Source organism: Oryzihumus sp. (genome assembly GCF_054325275.1).
In genome coordinates this window covers 22,337-42,205 of the sequence record NZ_JBTCWL010000002.1, presented here as the reverse complement: position 1 = coordinate 42,205, position 19,869 = coordinate 22,337, and the positions used below count along the sequence as shown (strand labels likewise).

Sequence of the window (19,869 nt, the reverse complement as noted above, 5' to 3'; positions counted from 1 at the left end):
GCTCAGTCGTCGTGGCCGGTCAGGCGCAGGCGTTGCTCGAGGTAGGCGTCCAGTCGCTGCATGTCGCGCCGGGCCGCGTCGAGGTCGCCGTGCTCGCAGGCGTCCTGCCAGTGCCGGCCGACGGCAGCAAGGACACGATCGAGGTCGACCAGGGACACCGACTGCTCGGACTTGGTCTTCATCGCACACCACCCTGGTCGTCGGGGAACAGCCATGTCGGCTGATTCCTTTCTAGGGCAACGCATCTGCGACGGAAGGGCTGACGGTCCCAGATGACTCACGAATAGCCCACGGGACTAGTCCGGGTCATCGGCCGTTCGTCGTAGGCACGGCGCCGCACCATGGTCACCACGGGTGTGGCCCGTGCCCGCAGGGACCATGGTCACTACTCGCGAGCCGGCGGCCCGCCCAGCATCGGGGCATGGACCCGGACGCCCGACGACCTGTGATGTCCTCCGCCCGGAGGTCGCCGTGGCAGTGAACGCCACACCCGAGAGCTCGCCCCCGTGGGTGCTGGACTTCGCCGACGGGGACCGGTCCATGGCCGACCTGCTCGGGGGCAAGGGGGCCAACCTCGCCGAGATGACCCGCCTGGGGCTGCCGGTGCCCCACGGGTTCATCGTCACGACCGCGGCGTGCCGGGAGTACCTGCGCCACGGGTCCGAGCCGCCGGGGCTGACGGCCCTGATCGACGCCCACCTGGCCCGGCTGGAGCGGGACAGCGGTCGTCGCCTCGGCGACCCGGCCGACCCCCTGCTGGTGTCGGTGCGCTCCGGCGGACGGTTCTCCATGCCCGGGATGATGGAGACGGTGCTCGATGTCGGTGTCACCGACGACACCGTCGTCGGCCTGGCCCGCCGGGGCGGGGAGCGCTTCGCATGGGACTGCTACCGCAGGCTGGTGCAGATGTACGGCCGCACCGTCCTCGGGGTCGACGCCGCCGTGTTCGAGCATGAGCTGGCCGCAGCCCGCGCGACCCTGCAGGTCTCGCACGACGGCGAGCTCGACGCGCTGACCCTGCGCACCTTGGTGGCCTCGTTCCGGCGGATCATCCAGCGTGAGGTGGGCGAGGACCTGCCGCAGGACCCCCGCGAGCAGCTGCGCCGCGCGGTGCTGGCGGTCTTCTCCTCGTGGAACGTTCCGCGCGCCCGGTTCTACCGGCGCCAGGAGGGGATCCCGGACGACCTGGGCACGGCGGTCAACGTCGTGGAGATGGTCTACGGCAACACCGGTCCACGCTCCGGCAGCGGGGTCTGCTTCACCCGCGACCCGGCCTCCGGGGAGCTCGGGGCCTACGGCGACTACCTGCCCAACGCCCAGGGTGAGGACGTGGTCAACGGCAGCCGGGCCACGATCCCGCTGGCCCAGCTTGCGCAGCTGGACGCCGCGGCATACACCGCCCTGACCGGGCACCTGCGCACCCTCGAGCAGCACTACCGCGACCTGTGCGACGTCGAGTTCACCATCGAGGACGGCACGTTGTGGGTCCTGCAGACGCGGGTCGGCAAGCGCACCGCAGCGGCGGCGTTCCGGATCGCCTGCGCGCTGGTCGACGAGGGCCTGATCGACCTCGACGAGGCCCTACGTCGGGTCGACGGCCACCAGCTCTCCCGGCTGCTGCACCCCCAGCTCGGCGACACCACCGGCCACGACCTGCTGGCCACCGGCCTACCCGCCAGTCCGGGCGCCGGGGTCGGCGAGGTCGCCCTCGACCACGAGACGGCCGCCCGGTGGGCGCGGGAGGGCCGAGAGGTCGTGCTCGTCCGCCAGGAGACCAGCCCCGACGACCTGCCCGGCATCGTCGCCGCCCGCGCGATCGTCACCGCCCGTGGCGGCCTGACCTCGCACGCCGCAGTCGTGGCCCGCGGGATGGGCCGCCCGTGCGTGGTCGGTGCGGCCGACCTGACGATCGACCTGGAGACCCGCACCGTCACCACCCTCGCCGGGGTCACCCTCGCCGAGGGCGAAACGGTCTCCGTCGACGGCACCTCCGGACGGGTCCACCTCGGTCATGTGCCGGTGCAGCCCAGCGCGGTCGCGACCCGGCTCGCCGGGGGCGCCACCAACAACGGGACCGACCCGGTCTCGGACGGCGTGCTGCGCCTGCTGGCCCACGCGGACATGCGGCGCCGCGTCGGGGTCCGGGCCAACGCCGAGACCCTTCCCGACGCCCAGGCAGCCCGGCAGTACGGCGCAGAGGGGATTGGCCTGTTCCGCACCGAGCACACGCTGCTCGGGTCGCGGCGGGAGCTGGTCGAGCGCCTCGTGCTGGACCGCGACCGGGACGATGCCCTGCGCGAGATCGGCGAGCTGGCCCGGGCGGACCTCGTGCAGGTCCTCGAGGTGATGGACGGCCTGCCCGTCGTGGTGCGCCTGCTCGACCCGCCGCTGCACGAGTTCCTGCCCGACCTGACCGGCCTGGCCGTCGAGGTCGCCGTCAACGACGCCACGGGGGTCGAGGACGCCGAGGCGCAGGAGCGGCTGGCCGCGGTCCGGCGCTGGCACGAGTCGAACCCGATGCTGGGGCTGCGCGGCGTCCGCCTGCTGGCGGTGCTCCCGGAGCTGGTCGACGTGCAGGCCCGCGCGGTCGCCGAGGCGACCCTGGACCTGCGCGCCCGCGGGCAGGACCCGCGGCCCGAGGTGATGGTGCCGCTGGTGGCCGAGTCGGCCGAGCTGGTCCTCGTGCGGGCCCGGGTCGAGGCGGTGCTCGCCGCCGTCGCCGCCGAGCGCCACACCACGCTGCGGGTCCCGGTCGGCGTGATGGTCGAGCTGCCGCGCGCCGCCCTCACCTCCGGGCGGCTCGCCGCCGTGGCCGACTTCTTCTCCTTCGGCACCAACGACCTGACCCAGACCACGTGGGGCATGTCCCGCGACGACGCCGAGACGGGGTTCCTGCGCACCTACCGGGAGCAGGGTCTGCTCGCCAGCGACCCGTTCTCCACCCTCGACGTCGACGGGGTGGGCCGGCTGGTGTCCCTGGCGGTGCGTGAGGGGCGCCGGACCCGCCCCGACCTCGGTCTCGGTGCCTGCGGTGAGCACGCCGGCGACCCGGACTCGGTGCGTTTCTTCGTCGCCGCCGGGCTGGACTACGTCTCGTGCTCGCCGCCCCGCGTGCCGGTGGCGCGCCTGGAGGCCGGGCGTGCGGAGGTGCTCGAACCCGACGCCGGCGGGGCCTGGGCCGACACCCGGTGACGGTGACGGGCCAGCGGCTGCCCGGCCTCACCAGCGAGGAGGCCGCCGCACGGCTCATGGAGCACGGCCCCAACACCGTGCCCCCTCCCCCACCCCAGCCGGTATGGCGGCGGGTCGCCCGCGCGGTCGGCGACCCGATGGTCCTCGTCCTGCTGGCGGCGGTCGTGCTGACCCTGGCGACCCGGGACCTGGCCGACACCGCCGTGATCGCCGCGGTGGTCGTCGCCAACACCGTCCTCGCGGTGCGCCAGGAGGCCACGGCGGACCGGGCGGTCCGGGCGCTGTCGGACCTCGCCGCCCCGCACTGCCGGGTGGTCCGCGACGGACTGGAACGCCTGGTGCCCTCCGCCGACGTGGTGCCCGGGGACGTGGTGGTGCTGGCCGAGGGCGACCTGGTGGCGGCCGACGCCCGGCTGGTGGAGGTCGCGGCCCTGCGGGTCGACGAGTCGATGCTCACCGGTGAGTCGGTGGCCGTCGACAAGGTGGCCGGCACCGAAGCACCGCCGACCGACCGGACCGGGCCCGCTGAGGAGGCCGCGACGGACACGGTGCTCGCGGGCACCGTGGTCGTCCACGGCCGCGGGGTCGCCACGGTCTCGGCGACCGGCGCCGCCAGCGCCCTGGGTCGCATCGCCGCCCTGCTGACCGGGCCGCCGGTGGCGACCCCGCTGCAGCGACGGATGGCCCAGCTGTCAGCGATCCTGGCCGCGACGGCCGTCGCCCTGTGCGCCGTGGTGCTGGGCCTGGGACTGCTGCGCGGCGAGCCGCTGGAGACCATGCTGCTGACCGCGGTCAGCCTCGCCGTCGCGGCGGTCCCCGAGTCGCTCCCCGTGGTGGTCTCGGTCAGCCTGGCGCTGGCCGCGCGCCGGATGGCGACCCGCCACGCCGTCGCGCGCAACCTCGCCGCCGTGGAGACCCTCGGCTCGGTCACGCTGCTGGCCACGGACAAGACCGGCACGCTCACCCGGGCCAGCATGGAGGCGGTCGACCGGTGGGTGGCCCCGGGCGCGGCGGACCGCGACCTGCTGCGTGCGGCCGCCCTGTGCAACGACGCCCGGCTCGGCGCCGACGGACCGGACGTCGGGGACCCCACCGAGGTGGCGCTCCTGCGGCTCGCCCGTGACGAGGGCCTGGACCCCGACACCCTGCGACGCGCCTACCCGCGCCGCGAGGAGCAGGCGTTCGACCGGCTCCGCATGCGGATGAGCACCACGCACGAGTCGCTGACCCCTGGCGGCCCGGACCTGGTCCTGTGCAAGGGCGCCCCGGAGACCGTAGTGGGCCCGGCGGTCCTGGACGAGCCCGGGGACGTCCTCGCCGCGGCCCGCGAGCGCAGCCACGAGCTCGCCGCCGAGGGGTGCCGGGTGCTGGCCTTCGCCCAGCGCGAGACGGGCCCGCCGTCCTCCGCCGCCGCGGCACCCGACGCCGGCACCGACCCCGAGACGGGGATGCGCCTGCTCGGCCTGGTGGCACTGCGCGACCCGACCCGGGAAGCGGCCGCAGGGACCGTGCACGCCTGCCAGGACGCCGGCATCGAGGTCGTGCTCGTCACTGGTGACCACCGGCTGACCGCCGACGCCGTCGCCCGCCAGGTCGGCATCTCCGGCGACGGCTCGGTCATGGCCCGGGCCACGCCCGCCGACAAGCTGGCCGCGATCCGGGACTGGCAGCAGCACGGGCACGTCGTGGCCATGACCGGTGACGGCGTCAACGACGGCCCGGCGCTACGGCGCGCGGACATCGGGGTCGCGATGGGCGGCCGGGGCACGGAGGTCGCCCGGCAGGCCGCCGACCTCATCCTCGCCGACGACGACCTCGGCACCGTGGTCGCGGCCGTCGAGGAGGGCCGCCGGGTCTACGCCAACATCCGCCGGTTCCTGCTCTACGGGATCTCCGGCGGCGCCTCCGAGGTCACCGTCATGCTGGCCGGTCCGGCCATCGGGGTGCCGCTGCCGCTGCTGCCGGCGCAGATCCTGTGGGTCAACCTGCTCACCCACTCCTTCGTGGGCGCGGCGCTCGGCTCCGAGCCGGTGGAGGCGGGCTCGATGCACCGCCCGCCCCGCCGCCCCGACGAGGGGGTCCTGGGGTCCGGCCTGTGGTGGCGCATCCTCGCGGTCGGCGCCCTGCTCGCCACGGCAGCCCTCGTGGTCGGCGCCGTGGTCGCCGGGGACCAGCAGCGGTCAGCCACCCTGCTCACCCTGGGGGCCGGACAGCTCGGCGTCGCGTGGGGCGTGCGCTCCCGAGCAGCGGCCGGCGCGGGCAGCAACCCGGCCCTGGCGTGGTCGGTGGCCGGAGCCGCCGCGATGCTGGCGGCGGCCGTGCTGCTGCCGCCCCTGCAGACCCTGCTGTCCACCACGACGGTCGCGCCGGCCGGGTGGGCCGGCGCAGCGGCGGCCGGGCTCGCGGCATACCTGCTGGTGCGCGTGCTGCGCAGCGAGCCGCGGTGAGCGCGCACCAGCCCTCGCCTCCGGGTCCGGCGTCCCCGGTGACAGCGGACCGGTGTGCAAGGCCGACACAGGCCAACGAGGAGATCCGGGATGTCGGTCCCTGAGTTTCGTGCATCGTCGCCCTGGTTGGCGTTCACGGGGCTGCTGCCCGTGGTCATCATGGTCCCGATCCTGCTCGTGCACGCCTACGCGCTCGGCGTGGTCGTCGCCGCAGCGGGCTGCCTCGCCGTGGTGGGCTACCACCTCGCGCGGGGGCAGGGGATCACGAGCCTCGACCTGCTCGCCCTCGTCTTCGCGACGGTCAACCTCTGCGTGTACTTCTTCGCCCACAGCACCTGGCTCATCGAACACGTCGCGGTCGTCTTCTACACGCTGCTGGCCGCCCAGTGCCTGGTCAGCCTCATCCGGGGCGACCCGTGGACCGCCCAGTTCACCCGACGCGTGGTCACGCCGGAGTTCGTCACCGACCCGCGGTTCCGGGCCATGAACGTGCGGGCCACCGTCGTGTGGGCCGTGGCGTTCGTCGCCTGCGACGTCCTGTCGCTGGCCCTGCACGGCGCAGTGAGCATCTGGCTCCCGCTCGTCGTCATGCTCGTGGCGGCCGTCGCGTCGAGGGTCATGGGACGCCGCGTGGTGTCAGGCGGGGCCGGGCGCGGCACCGTCGCGGGGTAGCCACCGCGCCCCCGTCGGAGGGGCTCAGAGGGGCACGGACCAGCGCAGCAGCGTGCCCGAGGGCTCGCGGCGGCGGACCTCGAAGGTCCCCCCGCTGGCCAGGGCCCGGCGTTCCAGGTTGGCCAGGCCGCTGCGGATCGCCTCCGGCTCGGCACCCACGCCGTCGTCGGTGACCTCGACCACGAGGTCACGGTTGACGGTGACGTGCACGCCGGCGGAGGTCGCGTTGGCGTGCCGGACGATGTTGGACAGCCCCTCGCGCACCACGGCGACGAGGTCGACCTCCGCATAGTCCGGCAGCGCGACCAGCAGGCCCTCGACCACGAAGTCGGGCACAAAGCCCAGGCTCTCGGCGGCGGCGGCCACGATCTCGTCGAGCTCACCGCGCACGCCCGCGCCGAAGTCGGGCCGGTGCAGGGCGAAGATCGAGTTGCGGATGTCCTTGATCGCGGCGTCGAGCTCGTCGACCGCGACGTCGATGCGGTCCTGCACCACCTGGTTCGTCGCCAGCCGGGCGGCCGACTGCAGGGACAGGCCGGTGGCGAACAGCCGCTGGATGACGTGGTCGTGCATGTCGCGGGCGATCCGGTCGCGGTCCTCGAGCAGCACCGTGCGGGCCCGTTCGCGCTGCGCCCCCGCCGCTTCCAGGCCCAGGCCGGCGAGCGCGGCGAAGTCGGCCAGGTCGGCCAGGCTGGCGGTCGCGGCGGACTCGGCGCTCGGGTGCCACGCCACCAGCAGGACGCCGAGCTCGGCCTCACCCACCGCGATCGGCACCAGCGCCGTGGGTCCGGCGCTGTCGATGGTGCCCAGCGCCCGGGCCGAGGCGACCATCGCCGGCTGCGGCAGGTCCTCCCCCGAGCCGGGGACGAGCAGCAGCGGCTCCCGCCCGGACATCAGCTCGCCCCACTGATCGCCGCGCAGCAGGGTGCCGACCTCGGCCGCTCCGTCCACGGCGTCGATCGCCCGGACGACCAGGCCCTCGTCGTCGTGGATGCCGACCGCCGCCAGGTCCGCTCCCGTCAGCTCGCGCACCCGCCGCACCATCAGCGCCAGCGCGGAGCTCTCACCGCGCCCCTCGAGCAGCATGCGGGTGATCTCCCCGCTGGCGTCGGACCACCGGCGCTGGCGGCGGGCACGCTCGTAGAGCTGGGCGTTGTCGATCGCCACACCGGCGTTGGCCGCGAGGGCGATGAGCATCGACTCGTCGTCGGCGGTGAACTCGGGTGCCCCCTGCTTCTCGGACAGGTAGAGGTTGCCGTAGAGCCGGTCGCGGATCCGGATCGGGGTGCCGAGGAAGCTGTGCATCGGCGGGTGCCCCGGCGGGAACCCGGAGGACTCGGGGTGCGCCGAGATGTCCCGCACGCGCCGGGCCCGCGGGTCGCGGATGAGCAGGCCGAGCACGCCGCGGCCCCGGGGCGGGTCGCCGATGGTGGCGCGCTCCTTGTCGGTGAGGCCGTAGGTGATGAACGCGCTCAGGTGCTCCCCGTCCGGCCCGAGCACGCCGAGGGCGCCGTAGCGGGCGTCGACGAGCTGGCAGGCCGAGCGGACGATGCGGGCCAGCACCACGGACAGGTCGAGGTCGGCACTGACGGCCACGACGGCGTCGAGCAGCGCACCCAGACGCTCCTGCGAGCGCTGAGCGGTGCGTGCCCGCCCGCGCAGCTGCTCGAGCAGATCCTCCAGCTCGAGGGCGGCCGGCCAGGGAGAGCCTTCACCGAGGTCGATCCTCTCCTCACCCACACCAAGATCTTAGGCAGCACAGGGCTCCTGGCGACCGTGCCTTTGACGTAGCAATACCTTCCCGCACCGGACAGGGCCGCCCCGGGATCGGTATCGCGGGTGGCTGGCTACTCCCGCAGCCTCCTCAGCCCGGCCCGCCAGGGCAGGTCCGGCGTGGGGGCCACGCGCACCCGCGCATCGACGACGAGGGGGTGCTGGTCCCCGACGATGACGGGGTTGAGGTCGAGCTCGACCACCTCGGGCACCTGGTCCATGAGCTCGGAGACCTGGTGCACCAGCCGGGTCAGGGCATGCGGGTCGGACGCCGACTGCCCGTGCGGGCCGCGCACGGCACCGGAGCAGCGCAGCGAGCGGAGCATCACGGCGGCCTCCGGCTCGGGGACCGGGGCCAGGCCCCACGCCCGGTCGGGGTCGACCTCGGTGTCGACGCCTCCGCGGCCGACCATGACCAGCGCGCCCCAGCGCGGCAGCCGCACCCCGCCCACGATCAGCTCGGGACGGCCGTGCACCTGGGGCTGCACCACGAAGTCGGTGACGGCGTCGTCGAGCCGGGTGAGCATCTCCCGGGCCGCGGCACGCACCTCGTCGGCCGAGCGCAGCCCGAGCACGACCGCGCCGTGGACGCTCTTGTGCAGCAGGGTGGGGCCCAGGCCCTTGAGCACCACCGGGAACGGCAGCATCGCCGCGGCCTCCGCCGCGGTGCCCGGGTCGTCGGCCTCGATCACCGGGACCAGCTCGACGTCGTGGTCGCGCAGCAGCGTGCGCACCTGTCCGGGGGTCAGCCAGCCACCGGTGGGGCTGGCCCTGAGCACCTCCTGCACCACCGACCGCGCCGCCTCGTCCCGCTCGTGCGGCACCACCGGGGCGCCCGTCCCGCCGGCAGGCGCCGGCGCCGGCTCGGACCCCGGCGCCGGCGCAGTCGTGGCCGCCGCGGCGCTCCGGGCCCCGGCGCGTTCGGAGGCGCCGGCCGACCACGCCACGGCGTTGGCCAGTGCCCGCACGACGTGCCGCGGGTCGGCGACGGCCGGCACCATCGCCCCGGGGTCGGCGGCCAGCTCCACCCCGCTGGCCACGAACGTGGTGCGGGGGTGGTCCCGGGCGACCTGGTCGAGCATGTCCCGCACGATGGCGGCCGGGAGCTGCTCCAGGGCGATGACCACGGCGACCACGGCGTCCACCCCGGGGTCGTCGGCCAGGGTGCTGACCGCGGCGGTCAGCTGCGCCAGGTTGGCCGCGGCGGTGGTGTCCACCAGGGGCCCGATCGCCGCGCTGCGGGGCAGCAGGCTGCGCAGGCGCATGACGGTGTGCTGGGTCAGCTCCGGGCCGAGCAGCCCCGCCTCGGCGCACGCGTCCAGGGCCAGCACCCCCGTCCCGCCGGAGTTGCCGACGACGACGGTCCGGCCTCCCCGCGGCGGCCGCTGCATGGCGAGCACCGCGGCGGTGTCGACCAGCTCGGTGAGGGAGTCGACGCGCAGCAGCCCGGCGCGGCGGCACAGGGCGTCGACGGCGGCGTCGTCGGCCGCGGCGGCCCCGGTGTGGCTGTGCGCCGCGCTGGCCGCGACCGGCGTCCGGCCGCTCTTGAGCAGGACGACCGGCATCGAGCCGACCATGGCCGCGGTGCTGCGCACCACCTGCTCGGGGTCCTCGAGGCTTTCGACGTGCACCACGGCGACCTTGGTGCGCCGGTCCTCCGCGGCCCAGGCGAGCAGGTCGGCGGGGCCGACGTCCGGGGAGTTGCCGATCGTCACCAGGGTGGAGACGCCCAGGCCGCGGGCGGCCAGCATCGCCACGATCGAGGCCGCCACGGCCCCGGACTGGGCGATCACCGCCACCGGGCCCCGGGCCGGGGCGCTGGGCAGGAAGCTGGCATCCAGCCGCAGGGCGCGCTCGGTGTTGACCAGCCCCATGCAGTTGGGCCCCAGCAGGCGCACTCCACCCTCCCGGCAGATCCGGCGCAGCTCGGCCTCGGCGGCCGCACCCCCGTTGCTCTCCCCGAACCCCGCGCTGAGCACCGCCATCGCGCCGACCCCCCGCGTGACGCAGTCGCGGGCGACCTGCAGCACCGACTCGGCGGGCACCGCCACCACCGCGAGGTCCACCGGCCCCGGCAGGTCGGTCACCCGGCGCTGGGCCACCACGCCGCCGACCGGGTGCCCGCGACGGTTCACGGCATACAGCTGGCCTCGGAACTCGCCGCGGCGCAGGTGGGTGAGCACCTGGTGGCCGACCCCGTCGCGACGGGCGCCGGCCCCGACCACGACGACGGACTGGGGCCGCAGCAGCGGGGTCAGCGAGCGCACCACCGCCGCGCGCTGCCGCTCGGCCACGGCCCGTTCGAGCTCGGCCGTCCCGCGCAGCGACAGGGTCACGGCGAGCGTGTCGCCGCCCTCGACCTCGGTGTGCAGCGGCAGCCCCAGGTGGGTGAAGACCTCCAGCATCTGGGCGTTCGTGCGCAGCAGCCACGCGGCCATGCTCCGCACCCCGCGACTGCGCGAGCGGGCCACGAGGTCCTCCAGCATGAGCGTGCCCAGCCCGCGCCCCTGGTGGGCGTCGTCGACCAGCAGGGCCACCTCCACCGAGGTCGGCGTGAGCCGGTGCGTCGAGCCCACCCCGACGACCTCCCCGCGCCAGGTTGCCAGCACGGTGTCGGTGGTGCGGGCGGGGTCGAACAGCTCCTCGACATAGTCGACCGCAGCCGGCCGGGACGCGGTGAGGAACCGCTGGTAGGCCGAGCGCGGCGACAGCGCCTGCACGAGACGCCCCAGCGACGCCCGGTCCGCCGCCGCCACCGGGCGCAGGCGGAGCGTGACGCCGTCGCGGGAGAGGGTGTCGTACGCCGCCTGGTCGGGCAGGTCGGGGACGGAGCCCCGGGGATCGACGGGCGCGGGCGTGGCGGTGGGCATGTCCGGTCCTCCAGTCGGGGTGCGCTTCCCCCACCGTTTCGTGGACCGGGACGAGGCGGTCAGGCACTAGGTCCCACGCGGAGGGGCGGCACGCCCGCCGCCGCGGGGACCTAGTGCCCTTCCGGGTGCTCCCCGCCGGACGGGACGGTGAAGGTGCCCCACGAGGCACTGGACCCGACCCGGGAGACCCGATGCGCGCCGCACTGCTTCCCGACTACAAGGCCGACCTGGTCATCGATGACGTGCCCGTCTCCGACCCGGGGCCCGGCGAGGTGCTGGTCCGCGTGGCCGGTGCCGGCCTGTGCCACTCCGACCTGCACCTGGTCGGCGGCGAGGTCCCCGTGCTGCCTACCTTCCCGTGGATCCTGGGGCACGAGGTCAGCGGCTACGTCGAGGCCCTCGGCCCGGGCGCGCACGGCTTCGAGCACGGCGAGCCCGTCGCCGTGTACGGCGGCTGGGGCTGCGGCATGTGCCGGCTGTGCCTGGGCGGCGAGGAGCAGCTGTGCGCCACCACCTCCTGGGTCGGCATCGGCCAGCCCGGCGGCTTCGCCGAGTTCCTGGTGGTGCCCAGCCCGCGGCACCTGGTGCCCCTCGGCGACCTCGACCCGGTGAGCAGCGCGCCGCTGACCGACGCGGCGCTGACCCCCTACCGCGCGGTGCGCCGCTGCCTGCCCCGGCTGGTCCCGGGCACCACGGCGGTCGTCATCGGTGCGGGCGGGCTCGGGCAGTATGCCGTGCAGCTGCTGCGCGAGCTCAGCGCCGCCCGGGTGGTCGCCGTGGAGCCCTCCGCCGCTCGACGCGCCACGGCCCTTGAGCTCGGCGCCCACCTCACGCTCGACCCTGCCGACGACGACCTCGCGGGCGTGTCCGCGGCCGCCGTCATCGACCTCGTCGGCTCCGAGCAGACGCTGGCGCTCGCCGGCCGCCTCGCCTCCCGCCGTGCCGAGGTCGTCATCGTCGGCCTCGCCGGCGGGACCCTGCCGGTCAGCCCGCTCACCCTGCCCGCGGAGGTGCGGGTCTCCGGCTCGATGTGGGGCACCCGCACCGAGCTGGCCGAGGTCATCGAGCTGGCCCGCGCGGGCCGGCTCACCACCCGCGTGCACGAACGCGACCTGGCAGCCGTCAACACGGCCATGCACGACCTGGCCCGCGGGGACGTCGACGGACGCATCGTCCTCGTCCCCTGAGCTCCCACCAACCCGAGGAGAGTCACATGCCCCGCACCCCGGTCCCCCACGGAGCCATCGTCGTCGGCCTGGACAGCTCCCCCACCGGCGTCGCCGCGCTGGAGTGGGCCGTCCAGGAGGCCTCCCGCCGCAACCTGCCGCTCCACCTGCTGCACGCCTACTTCCACGAGCTGTGGCTGGCCGCGCCGCCGGAACGGCCCGAGGCCCTGGCCCGCACGGACGAGGTGGTCGAGACCGCCGTGGCCCGGGTGCGCTCCCTGGACAGCGACCTGCGGCTGACGTGGGACGTCCCGCTCGGCTCGGCCGCCGGTGAGCTGGTCGCCGCCTCCGAGCACGCCGACACGGTCGTGGTGGGCGCCCGCGGGCGGGGCGCCGTGGCCGGCGTCCTGCTGGGCACCGTGTCCCTGACGGTCGCCATGCATGCGCACTGCCCGGTGGTCGTCGTCCACGGCGGCGCGACCGAGGACGGCCCGCAGGCCGGACGCGTGGTCGTCGGTGTCGACGGCTCGGAGTCCTCCGCCGCGGCCATCGGCCACGCCTTCGCGCAGGCTTCCTCCCGGGGCACCGGCCTGACCGCGGTGCACTGCTGGTGGCTGCAGATCTCCGAGGGCGAGATCGCCGGGACCGCCGAGGCACAGGGTCCCGCCGACGTGGCGGAGTCCGGCCGGCTACTGCTGGCCGAGGCCCTCGCCGGCTGGCGCGAGAAGTACCCCGACGTCGACGTGCGCGAGCTGGTCCTGCAGGAGTTCCCGGTCGAGTCGCTCGTCGCCCAGTCCGCCGGTGCCGACCTGATGGTGGTCGGCTGCCGCGGCAAGGGCGGCTTCACCGGGCTGCTGCTCGGCTCGGTCAGCCAGGGGGTGCTGCGCGGTGCGCACTGCCCCGTTGCCGTGGTGCGCCCGACCGCGTAGCCCCCACCCGGCATACCGGGGGTGCACCACTGACCACCGGCCGGCTCCCGCAGGGGAGGCCGGCCGGTGGGCCGGGTGGGGCGAGGGAGCGGGCTACTCGAGGTGGGCGACGGTCAGGACGTCGCACTCGGCGTGCACCTGGCAGTAGCCGGCGACGTGGTCGACCGCGTCGGGCAGGTCGCGCCCGATGACCAGGATCCCGGCCTGCCGGCTGCGCTCGCACAGGATCCGGCCGGCCTCGCCCTCGAGCACCTCGAACGAGCAGGGCACCCGCGACTGGCCGCGCAGGGCGCGTAGGGCCGCCCGGAACGTGCCACGGTCGGCGTCGGCACGATCTTCCTCGTTCAGCCCCGGCGGGAGGACCTGGATGAAGCGCACCCGGCAGCCGCGGCGCACCGCCTCGCGGACGGCAGCACGGGCCACCGCCTCGGCGGAGCCGTTGTGCACCAGGCCGGCGACCACGTCGCCCGCCAGCGGACTCCTGGCCTGCGCCGGGCCCGCGGCTGCCTCGTACAGAGTCATGAGCCCACTGTGAACAGGGGGGCGGTCGGGCGTTCAGGGCCGAACGTCCCCCGGGGGCCCGGTGCGGGCAGGGAGGGGACCTTGGGCCCGCCTGCCCTCGGCCACGGCCCCCGCACCATGGCGACCATGGGGACCACGTTGACCTTCCTGGGGGCAGCCGGCACGGTCACCGGCAGCGCGTTCCTCCTCGAGAGCGGCACGCAGAGGGTGCTGGTGGACTGCGGGCTCTACCAGGGCGAGCGCGAGTGGCGCCGGCGCAACTGGGAGCAGTTCGCCGTCGACCCGGCCACCATCGGCAACGTCGTGCTCAGCCACGCCCACCTGGACCACTGTGGCTACCTGCCGGCGCTGGTCCGCCAGGGGTTCACCGGGCCGGCGTGGTGCACCGAGGGCACCGCGGCCCTGGCAGCGATCGTGCTGCGCGACAGCGCCCACCTGCAGGAGGAGGACGCCGAGCACGCCCGCGAGGCCGGCTACTCCCGGCACGACAAGCCGATGCCGCTGTACGACGCCGCCGACGCCGAGCGGGCGATCGAGGCCCTGTGCCCGTGCGACTACACCCTCCCGGTGCCACTGGCCGACGGGATCACGCTCAACCTCACCCGGGCCGGGCACATCCTGGGGTCGGCCTCCTCCCGGGTCGACGTCTTCGGCGACTCGGTCCTGTTCTCCGGGGACCTGGGCCGGCCCACCCACCCGCTGCTCCTCCCCCGGGAGGACCCGCCGGCGGCCCGCACGGTGGTGGTGGAGTCCACCTACGGCGACCGCACCCACCCCGCGCCGGGGCAGCACCCGCACGCCGTGCTCGCCGAGGCGATGCGCCGGGCCGAGCGGCTGCGCGGCGCCGTGGTGGTCCCGGCGTTCGCGGTCGACCGCACCGAGCTCGTCCTGCGCGCTATCAGCGACCTCCTCGCCCGGGGCGAGGCCCCCGACCTGCCGGTCTACGTCGACAGCCCCATGGCGCTGGCTGCGCTGGAGGTCTACGCCCGCCCCGGCCTGCGCGCCGAGCTGCGTCCCGACGTCGGGCCCCGCCTGTTCGAGCTGCCCCGGGTCCATGCGGTCCGCAGCGTGCAGGAGTCGGTCGCCCTGAACTTCCCCGAGGAGGCCTGCGTCATCGTCTCCGCGTCGGGCATGGCCACGGGCGGGCGGGTCGTGCACCACCTGCGGCACCTGCTGCCCGAGCGCCGCAACACCGTGGTGCTCACCGGCTACCAGGCGGTCGGCACCCGCGGGCGGGACCTGGCCGAGGGGGCACGGCAACTGAAGATGTTCGGCCGCTACGTCCCGGTGCGCGCCGAGGTGCTCGTGGACGAGGAGTTCTCCGTCCACGCCGACTCCGGGGAGGTCCTCGCCTGGCTGCGCCGGCTGCCCGAGCCCCCGGAGACGGTCTACGTCGTGCACGGCGAGCCGCCGGCCGCGGCCGTGCTGGCCGGGCGGATCCGCGACGAGCTCGACTGGACCGCGGTCGTGCCCCGGCACGGCGAGAAGGTCCGCGTCGACCCGGCCTGAGCCCTTCGGCCCACCGCGGCGTCCGGGGGACCTTGGGCCCTGCCTCCCCGCGCCCGGTCCGGGCGACCGTGGGCACACTCCCCCACGCCGCAGCCAGGAGGCCCCCTGATGGACGCGCTCGATGTCCCCCACCCCGTGATCACGGTCGGCAGCGATCTCACCTCCCGCGCCACAGCGGCGCTGCGGTGGGCGGCCGAGGAGGCGCGGCGCTCCGGCGCCCGGCTCCGCCTGGTCACGGTGTGGCACGCGGGGGTCGCCTCCCACGAGGTGATGCCCCCGGCGGCCGAGCGCGCCGCGATGATGGCCGAGGCCCTGGCCGACGCCGGGCTCGAGGAGCACCAGGCCTCGGTGGTGATGCTCGAGGGCCGCGCCGGGCCGACGCTGGTCGAGGCCGCCCGGGGGTCCTCCCTGCTCGTGGTCGGTTCCGCCGGCCACGTGGGGGCCCTGGGGGCCATGTCCGGCAGCGTGAGCCGCTACTGCGTGCGCCACGCGCCCTGCCCGGTGGCCGTGGTCGGCCCGTCTGCCGCCCCCGGCCCGGTCGAGCGGGTCCTCGTCAGCGGCACCCTCGACCCCGAGGGGTCCACCTTCCGCTGGGCCGTCCGCCAGGCCCAGCGCGACCGCGCCGACGTGCACCTCATCGACTCCTGGTACCTCGAGCCGATCGTCCCCTCCTACCCCGAGCTCGACGTGCGGGTCCGCGAGGAGGCCCGCGACCGGCACGCGAAGATGCGCCAGCGCCTCGAGCAGATCTCCGGGGGCACCGTCCGGGTCACCGAGTCCCTGGCCTCGGGCCACGCGCGGGACGTGCTCCAGGCCAGGACCCGGTCCCGGGACCTGCTGGTCCTGCCGTATGCCGCGCTGCACCACATCTCGTTCGTGCACGGTCGCTGCCCGGTCGTCGTCCTTCCGCCGGAGGTCCCGGCCACCGCGCCGGTCCGGCCGGCGACGGTCACCGAGCCCGCCTCCAGCGTCGTGCCGCTGGTCTGAGCGGCGACCGGGTCGAGGCAACGCCGTGAGCTCCACCGCGACCCGGGCGACCGGCATGCCTGCCGGCCCGCCCCGGGCCGGGGGGCTCGCCGTGGAGACCGTCGGCCTGACCAAGCGCTACGGCCGTGCCGTCGGCATCGAGGACCTGGACCTGCAGGTCCGGGTCGGGGAGGTGTTCGGCTTCCTCGGCCCCAACGGCGCCGGCAAGACGACGACGATCCGGCTCCTGCTCGGCCTGATCCACCCCACCGCCGGGCGCGTCAGCCTGTTCGGGATGGACCTGGCCACGACCGGCCCCCGCATCCGGGCGCACCTGGGCTACGTCCCGGGCGACCTGTCGCTGTGGGAGCGGATGCACGGCCATGACGTGCTCGGCCACCTCGCACTGCTGCGCGGGGGCGTGCCCGACCGGGCCTGGCGCACGCTCGCCGAGCGCTTCGACCTCGACCTCGGGCCCCGGGTGCGGGAGCTGTCCAAGGGCAACCGGCAGAAGCTGGGGCTGGTCCAGGCGCTCATGCACGAGCCCGACCTGCTGGTGCTCGACGAGCCCACCACCGGGCTCGACCCGCTGGTCCAGGTGGAGTTCCACGCCGTCCTGCGCGAGCTCGTGGCGCGAGGGGCCACCGTGTTCCTCTCCTCGCACGTGCTCGCCGAGGTCGAGCAGGTCGCCGACCGTGCCGCGATCGTGGCCCGCGGCCGCCTCCTGGTCGAAGACGACATCGAAGCACTGCGGGGGCAGGCGCGGCGCCGGATCGAGCTGGACTTCCCCCAGGACGTGCCGCCGGGCCTGGCGGACGTCCCGGGGGTCGCCGACCTGCGGGTCGTCGGCGGGCGGGCCTCCTGCAGCGTCACCGGGTCGCTCACTGAGCTGCTGCGCCTGGCCACGTCCCACGGGGTGGTCGACGTGCACACGCACGAGCCCGACCTGGAGGACGCCTTCGTCGGCTACGTCTCCGCCGCCCCCGCAGCCGGGATGCCCGGCCCGGCACCCGCGGCGAGCCCGTCGTGAGGGCGTCGTGAGCGCCGCCGTCCAGCCGGCGATGCCGGCCACCACCGAGCACGAGCTGGTGACCCCGCGCGCCGGGCGGCAGGTGCTCGTGGTCTGCGGGCGCGCCCTGGCCGAGCGGTGGCACTCGCTGCTGGGGTGGGGCGCCGCGATCGCGCTGCTCAGTGTCCTGCAGCTGTCGGTCTACCCCTCGGTGGCCCGCTCCCAGAAGTCGATGCAGGACTTCCTGGCGCAGTACCCCGCGGGCCTGCGCCAGGCGTTCGGCCTCGAGGACTACGCCACCCCGGCCGGCTACGTCCACGCCGAGCTGTTCTCGCTCATGGTGCCGATCGTGCTCATCTCGGTCGCGGTCGGCGCCGGCTCGGCGGCCACCGCCGGCGAGGAGGAGCACGGCACGGCGGACCTGCTGTTCTCCCTGCCGGTGGCCCGGGGCGCGGTGCTGGCCGGCAAGGCGGCAGCGATGGTGCTGGGCGTCCTGGCCGTCGACGTCGTCCTGCTGCTCTCGTTGCTCCTCGGCTCCCCTCCGGTGGACCTGCACCTCGACACCGGGCACCTGCTGGCCGCCACGGCGCAGGTGAGCCTGCTCGGGGTGATGTTCGGCGCCCTCGCCCTGGCCGTCGGGGCGCTCACGGGTCGGCACGGGGCGGCCACGGGAGCAGCGATCGGCCTGGCCCTGCTGGCGTTCCTCGTGGAGACCCTGGGCCCCCTCGCCGACTGGCTGCAGCCGTGGCAGCGGTGGTCCCCGTTCCACTGGGCGCTGAGCAACCGCCCGCTCGCCCACGGCTTCGACACCGGCGGGGCGCTGGCCCTGGCAGCGCTCACGCTCGTGCTGCTGGCCGCCGCGACGCTGCTGCTGCACCGCCGGGACCTGCGGACGACCTGAAACCGTCCAGAACAGGGACCTTTGTACCCTTTTCGTCGCGACCCGAGGTCGCTAATCTCCCTTGGACACGAACGCGCCCGCCGCGTGCGGCGGGTTGAGGGCAGGGGTGCCACGAAGGACCCGCTCATGACGCTTGCCTCCGCCCACCAAGTCACCTACCACGACCTCGCCGACCTGATCCGCGAGGAGCGCCGCCACCTCAGCGACGTGACCGCGGTTCTCGTGCGCGAGGCCTACCCCGTCCGGTCCGCCGGCTCGGTCATCGCCTGCGTGCTGCGCTGCCGCGAGGAGCTCCTCCGCGCGGGCGTGCGCGCCGGCCTCGCCGACGCGGCCGAGACCATGGCCCGTCACCGGCTCGGCCTGCCCGGCCGCAGCTGAGCGGCCGCGGCCGAGCCGCCGCCGCTGAGCGGGCTCGACCCGCTGCACCCGGTATGCCGGGCGCCCACCTCCCGGCTGCCCCTCACCGCGGGCGGCGACCGGACCCACCCGCGTGCCGCGGGCATACCTGGCGGTCCTCGCGGCTCTCCCTGCCCTGGTCCTCGGCGCCGTCAGGACCTTCGTCTCTGGGGTGGTGCACCAGCCCCGACAAGGCTGAAGGCGACAGGCGACGACGCCCACGAGGAGGAGAACCAGATGCCCAAGACCGCTGCCCACCCCACCAAGCCGGCGCCCGGTTCGGCTCTCGCGCAACGACTTCGTGCGTTCGAGGACTTCCGGATGGGTTGGCCCCTTGGCGACCTCCTGAGCCACGAGCTGAGCGACCTGATGGAGCGCACCACCGGCATGATCCGGGTCGAGGAGACCACCGAGGGCGGGTTCCTCGTCGTCCGCGCCGAGCTGCCCGGCATCGACCCCGACAAGGACGTCCACGTCACCCTCGAGGACGACGTGCTGACGATCTCCGCCGAGCGCCGGGACGAGCGCACCGAGGAGAACGAGGGCAGCCGGCGCACCGAGTTCCACTACGGGAGCATGACCCGGCGGCTGCGGGTGCCGAGGGGCATCGACCCGGAGGCGATCGCCGCGACCTACCAGGACGGCATCCTCGAGGTGCGGGTGCCCGCGCCGGCGCCGACCGCCGAGACGCGGGAGATCACCGTCCACCGCGCGGGATCCTGACGATGCAGGGGCACAAGGGCGACCGTCTGGTCCTCGCCGCCAACCGGACCGAGGGCGCGGTGCGTGACGGGGAGATCATCGAGGTGCGCGGGGCCAACGGCGCCCCGCCCTACCTCGTGCGGTGGAGCGACGGGCACGAGGCCCTGGTGTTCCCCGGGCCGGACGCCATCGTTCATGCCCCGGACGAGGACCTGCACCACCGCGGCGGCACCGGTGCACCGGCGCAGCCGCGGACGCCGGTCAAGCAGTGGCGGGTGCAGATCTCGGTGTATGAGCAGGGCGACGACACGGAGGCCTCGGCGGTGCTGCTGGCCGGCCCGGGCGACCACTTCGCCACCCACGGGCACAGCCACCGGTCCGCCGAGGACGACCCGGCGACGACGATCGGTGACGAGGTCGCCGTCGCGCGGGCGCTGCGGCACCTCGCCGACACGCTGCTCGCGACGGCCGAGACGCAGATCGAGCACGCCACCGGCAAGGACGCCTTTGTCCGGCCGGTGTGAGCACGCGCAGGGCTGACCGATGATGGGCTGGGGTTGGGGCGGCGGCTGGTTCGGGCTGTGGCTCGGGCTGCTCCTGCTGCTCGGGGTGGTCGCCGCGGTGGTGTTCGCAGTCGTCGCCGCGACCGGTCACCCGCAGGCCGGGCCCCCGGTCGGCCCTTCGCCGCCACCCGGCCTGCCGGTCAGCGAGGCGGAGCGCATCCTGGAGGAGCGGTTCGCCCGCGGCGAGATCGACGCGGACGCGCTGGCCCGCGGACGGCAGGCCCTGCGCAACCGGTGACCCCGCAGCGACCA

General features: G+C 75.3%; 17 protein-coding genes. 13 read left to right on the top strand and 4 right to left on the bottom strand.

All coding sequences use genetic code 11. The features are described from left to right. Positions 1 to 2: 2 nt before the first annotated feature. Positions 3 to 182 carry a hypothetical protein gene (locus ACXVGS_RS00695; RefSeq protein WP_458528714.1) on the bottom strand — a complete coding sequence of 60 codons (180 nt, stop codon included), beginning with the start codon at positions 180 to 182 and terminating at the stop codon, positions 3 to 5. A gap of 295 nt (positions 183 to 477) precedes the next feature. On the opposite strand from ACXVGS_RS00695, the gene ppdK reads away from it, so the two are divergent. From ppdK to ACXVGS_RS00680, 3 genes are all read left to right on the top strand, one after another. Then, the gene (gene ppdK, locus ACXVGS_RS00690) at positions 478 to 3,192 is read left to right on the top strand and encodes a pyruvate, phosphate dikinase (protein WP_458531125.1); all 2,715 of its coding nucleotides are present in this window, start codon (positions 478 to 480) and stop codon (positions 3,190 to 3,192) included. Positions 3,193 to 3,194: 2 nt separating this feature from the next. Then, positions 3,195 to 5,639, top strand: coding sequence for a cation-translocating P-type ATPase (locus tag ACXVGS_RS00685; RefSeq protein WP_458536519.1), 2,445 nt, complete (start codon positions 3,195 to 3,197; stop codon positions 5,637 to 5,639). 126 nt (positions 5,640 to 5,765) lie between these two features. After that, positions 5,766 to 6,311: a hypothetical protein gene (locus tag ACXVGS_RS00680; RefSeq protein WP_458533045.1), complete on the top strand. Its 546-nt coding sequence runs from the start codon at positions 5,766 to 5,768 to the stop codon at positions 6,309 to 6,311. A gap of 24 nt (positions 6,312 to 6,335) precedes the next feature. On the opposite strand, the gene ACXVGS_RS00675 is transcribed toward ACXVGS_RS00680, so the two are convergent. Together ACXVGS_RS00675 and ACXVGS_RS00670 are read right to left on the bottom strand one after the other, a co-directional pair. Beyond that, complete coding sequence (locus ACXVGS_RS00675) at positions 6,336 to 8,051, bottom strand: GAF domain-containing sensor histidine kinase (protein ID WP_458528719.1); 1,716 nt, start codon at positions 8,049 to 8,051, stop codon at positions 6,336 to 6,338. A 107-nt stretch (positions 8,052 to 8,158) separates the two neighbouring features. After that, a complete protein-coding gene (locus tag ACXVGS_RS00670; protein WP_458536518.1) occupies positions 8,159 to 10,954 on the bottom strand; it encodes a bifunctional acetate--CoA ligase family protein/GNAT family N-acetyltransferase in 2,796 nt (931 codons plus the stop codon). Between the two features lie 191 nt (positions 10,955 to 11,145). On the opposite strand from ACXVGS_RS00670, the gene ACXVGS_RS00665 reads away from it, so the two are divergent. Together ACXVGS_RS00665 and ACXVGS_RS00660 are read left to right on the top strand one after the other, a co-directional pair. Further along, positions 11,146 to 12,141, top strand: coding sequence for an NAD(P)-dependent alcohol dehydrogenase (locus ACXVGS_RS00665; protein WP_458528721.1), 996 nt, complete (start codon positions 11,146 to 11,148; stop codon positions 12,139 to 12,141). Positions 12,142 to 12,167: 26 nt separating this feature from the next. Beyond that, on the top strand, positions 12,168 to 13,049 hold the full coding sequence (locus ACXVGS_RS00660) for a universal stress protein (protein ID WP_458531120.1): 882 nt from the start codon (positions 12,168 to 12,170) through the stop codon (positions 13,047 to 13,049). A 93-nt stretch (positions 13,050 to 13,142) separates the two neighbouring features. On the opposite strand, the gene ACXVGS_RS00655 is transcribed toward ACXVGS_RS00660, so the two are convergent. Continuing rightward, a complete protein-coding gene (locus tag ACXVGS_RS00655; RefSeq protein ID WP_458528723.1) occupies positions 13,143 to 13,571 on the bottom strand; it encodes a hypothetical protein in 429 nt (142 codons plus the stop codon). A gap of 126 nt (positions 13,572 to 13,697) precedes the next feature. Between ACXVGS_RS00655 and ACXVGS_RS00650 the strand changes: the two genes are divergently transcribed. From ACXVGS_RS00650 to ACXVGS_RS00615, 8 genes are all read left to right on the top strand, one after another. Then, positions 13,698 to 15,080 (top strand): MBL fold metallo-hydrolase, encoded by a 1,383-nt coding sequence (locus ACXVGS_RS00650; protein ID WP_458528724.1) that lies wholly within the window; start codon positions 13,698 to 13,700, stop codon positions 15,078 to 15,080. A gap of 108 nt (positions 15,081 to 15,188) precedes the next feature. Then, entirely contained in the window at positions 15,189 to 16,067 is an 879-nt protein-coding gene (locus ACXVGS_RS00645) for a universal stress protein (protein WP_458528725.1), read from the top strand. A 25-nt stretch (positions 16,068 to 16,092) separates the two neighbouring features. After that, the gene (locus tag ACXVGS_RS00640; protein ID WP_458536517.1) at positions 16,093 to 17,076 is read left to right on the top strand and encodes an ABC transporter ATP-binding protein; all 984 of its coding nucleotides are present in this window, start codon (positions 16,093 to 16,095) and stop codon (positions 17,074 to 17,076) included. Positions 17,077 to 17,083: 7 nt separating this feature from the next. Then, the gene (locus ACXVGS_RS00635) at positions 17,084 to 17,956 is read left to right on the top strand and encodes an ABC transporter permease (protein WP_458536516.1); all 873 of its coding nucleotides are present in this window, start codon (positions 17,084 to 17,086) and stop codon (positions 17,954 to 17,956) included. Between the two features lie 126 nt (positions 17,957 to 18,082). Further along, entirely contained in the window at positions 18,083 to 18,334 is a 252-nt protein-coding gene (locus ACXVGS_RS00630) for a hypothetical protein (RefSeq protein ID WP_458528728.1), read from the top strand. Between the two features lie 255 nt (positions 18,335 to 18,589). Continuing rightward, positions 18,590 to 19,075, top strand: a complete 486-nt coding sequence (locus ACXVGS_RS00625; protein ID WP_458528729.1) for an Hsp20/alpha crystallin family protein — start codon at positions 18,590 to 18,592, stop codon at positions 19,073 to 19,075. A gap of 2 nt (positions 19,076 to 19,077) precedes the next feature. Beyond that, entirely contained in the window at positions 19,078 to 19,578 is a 501-nt protein-coding gene (locus tag ACXVGS_RS00620) for a DUF1918 domain-containing protein (RefSeq protein WP_458528730.1), read from the top strand. A 19-nt stretch (positions 19,579 to 19,597) separates the two neighbouring features. Then, positions 19,598 to 19,855, top strand: a complete 258-nt coding sequence (locus ACXVGS_RS00615) for an SHOCT domain-containing protein (protein ID WP_458534143.1) — start codon at positions 19,598 to 19,600, stop codon at positions 19,853 to 19,855. Positions 19,856 to 19,869: the final 14 nt, after the last annotated feature.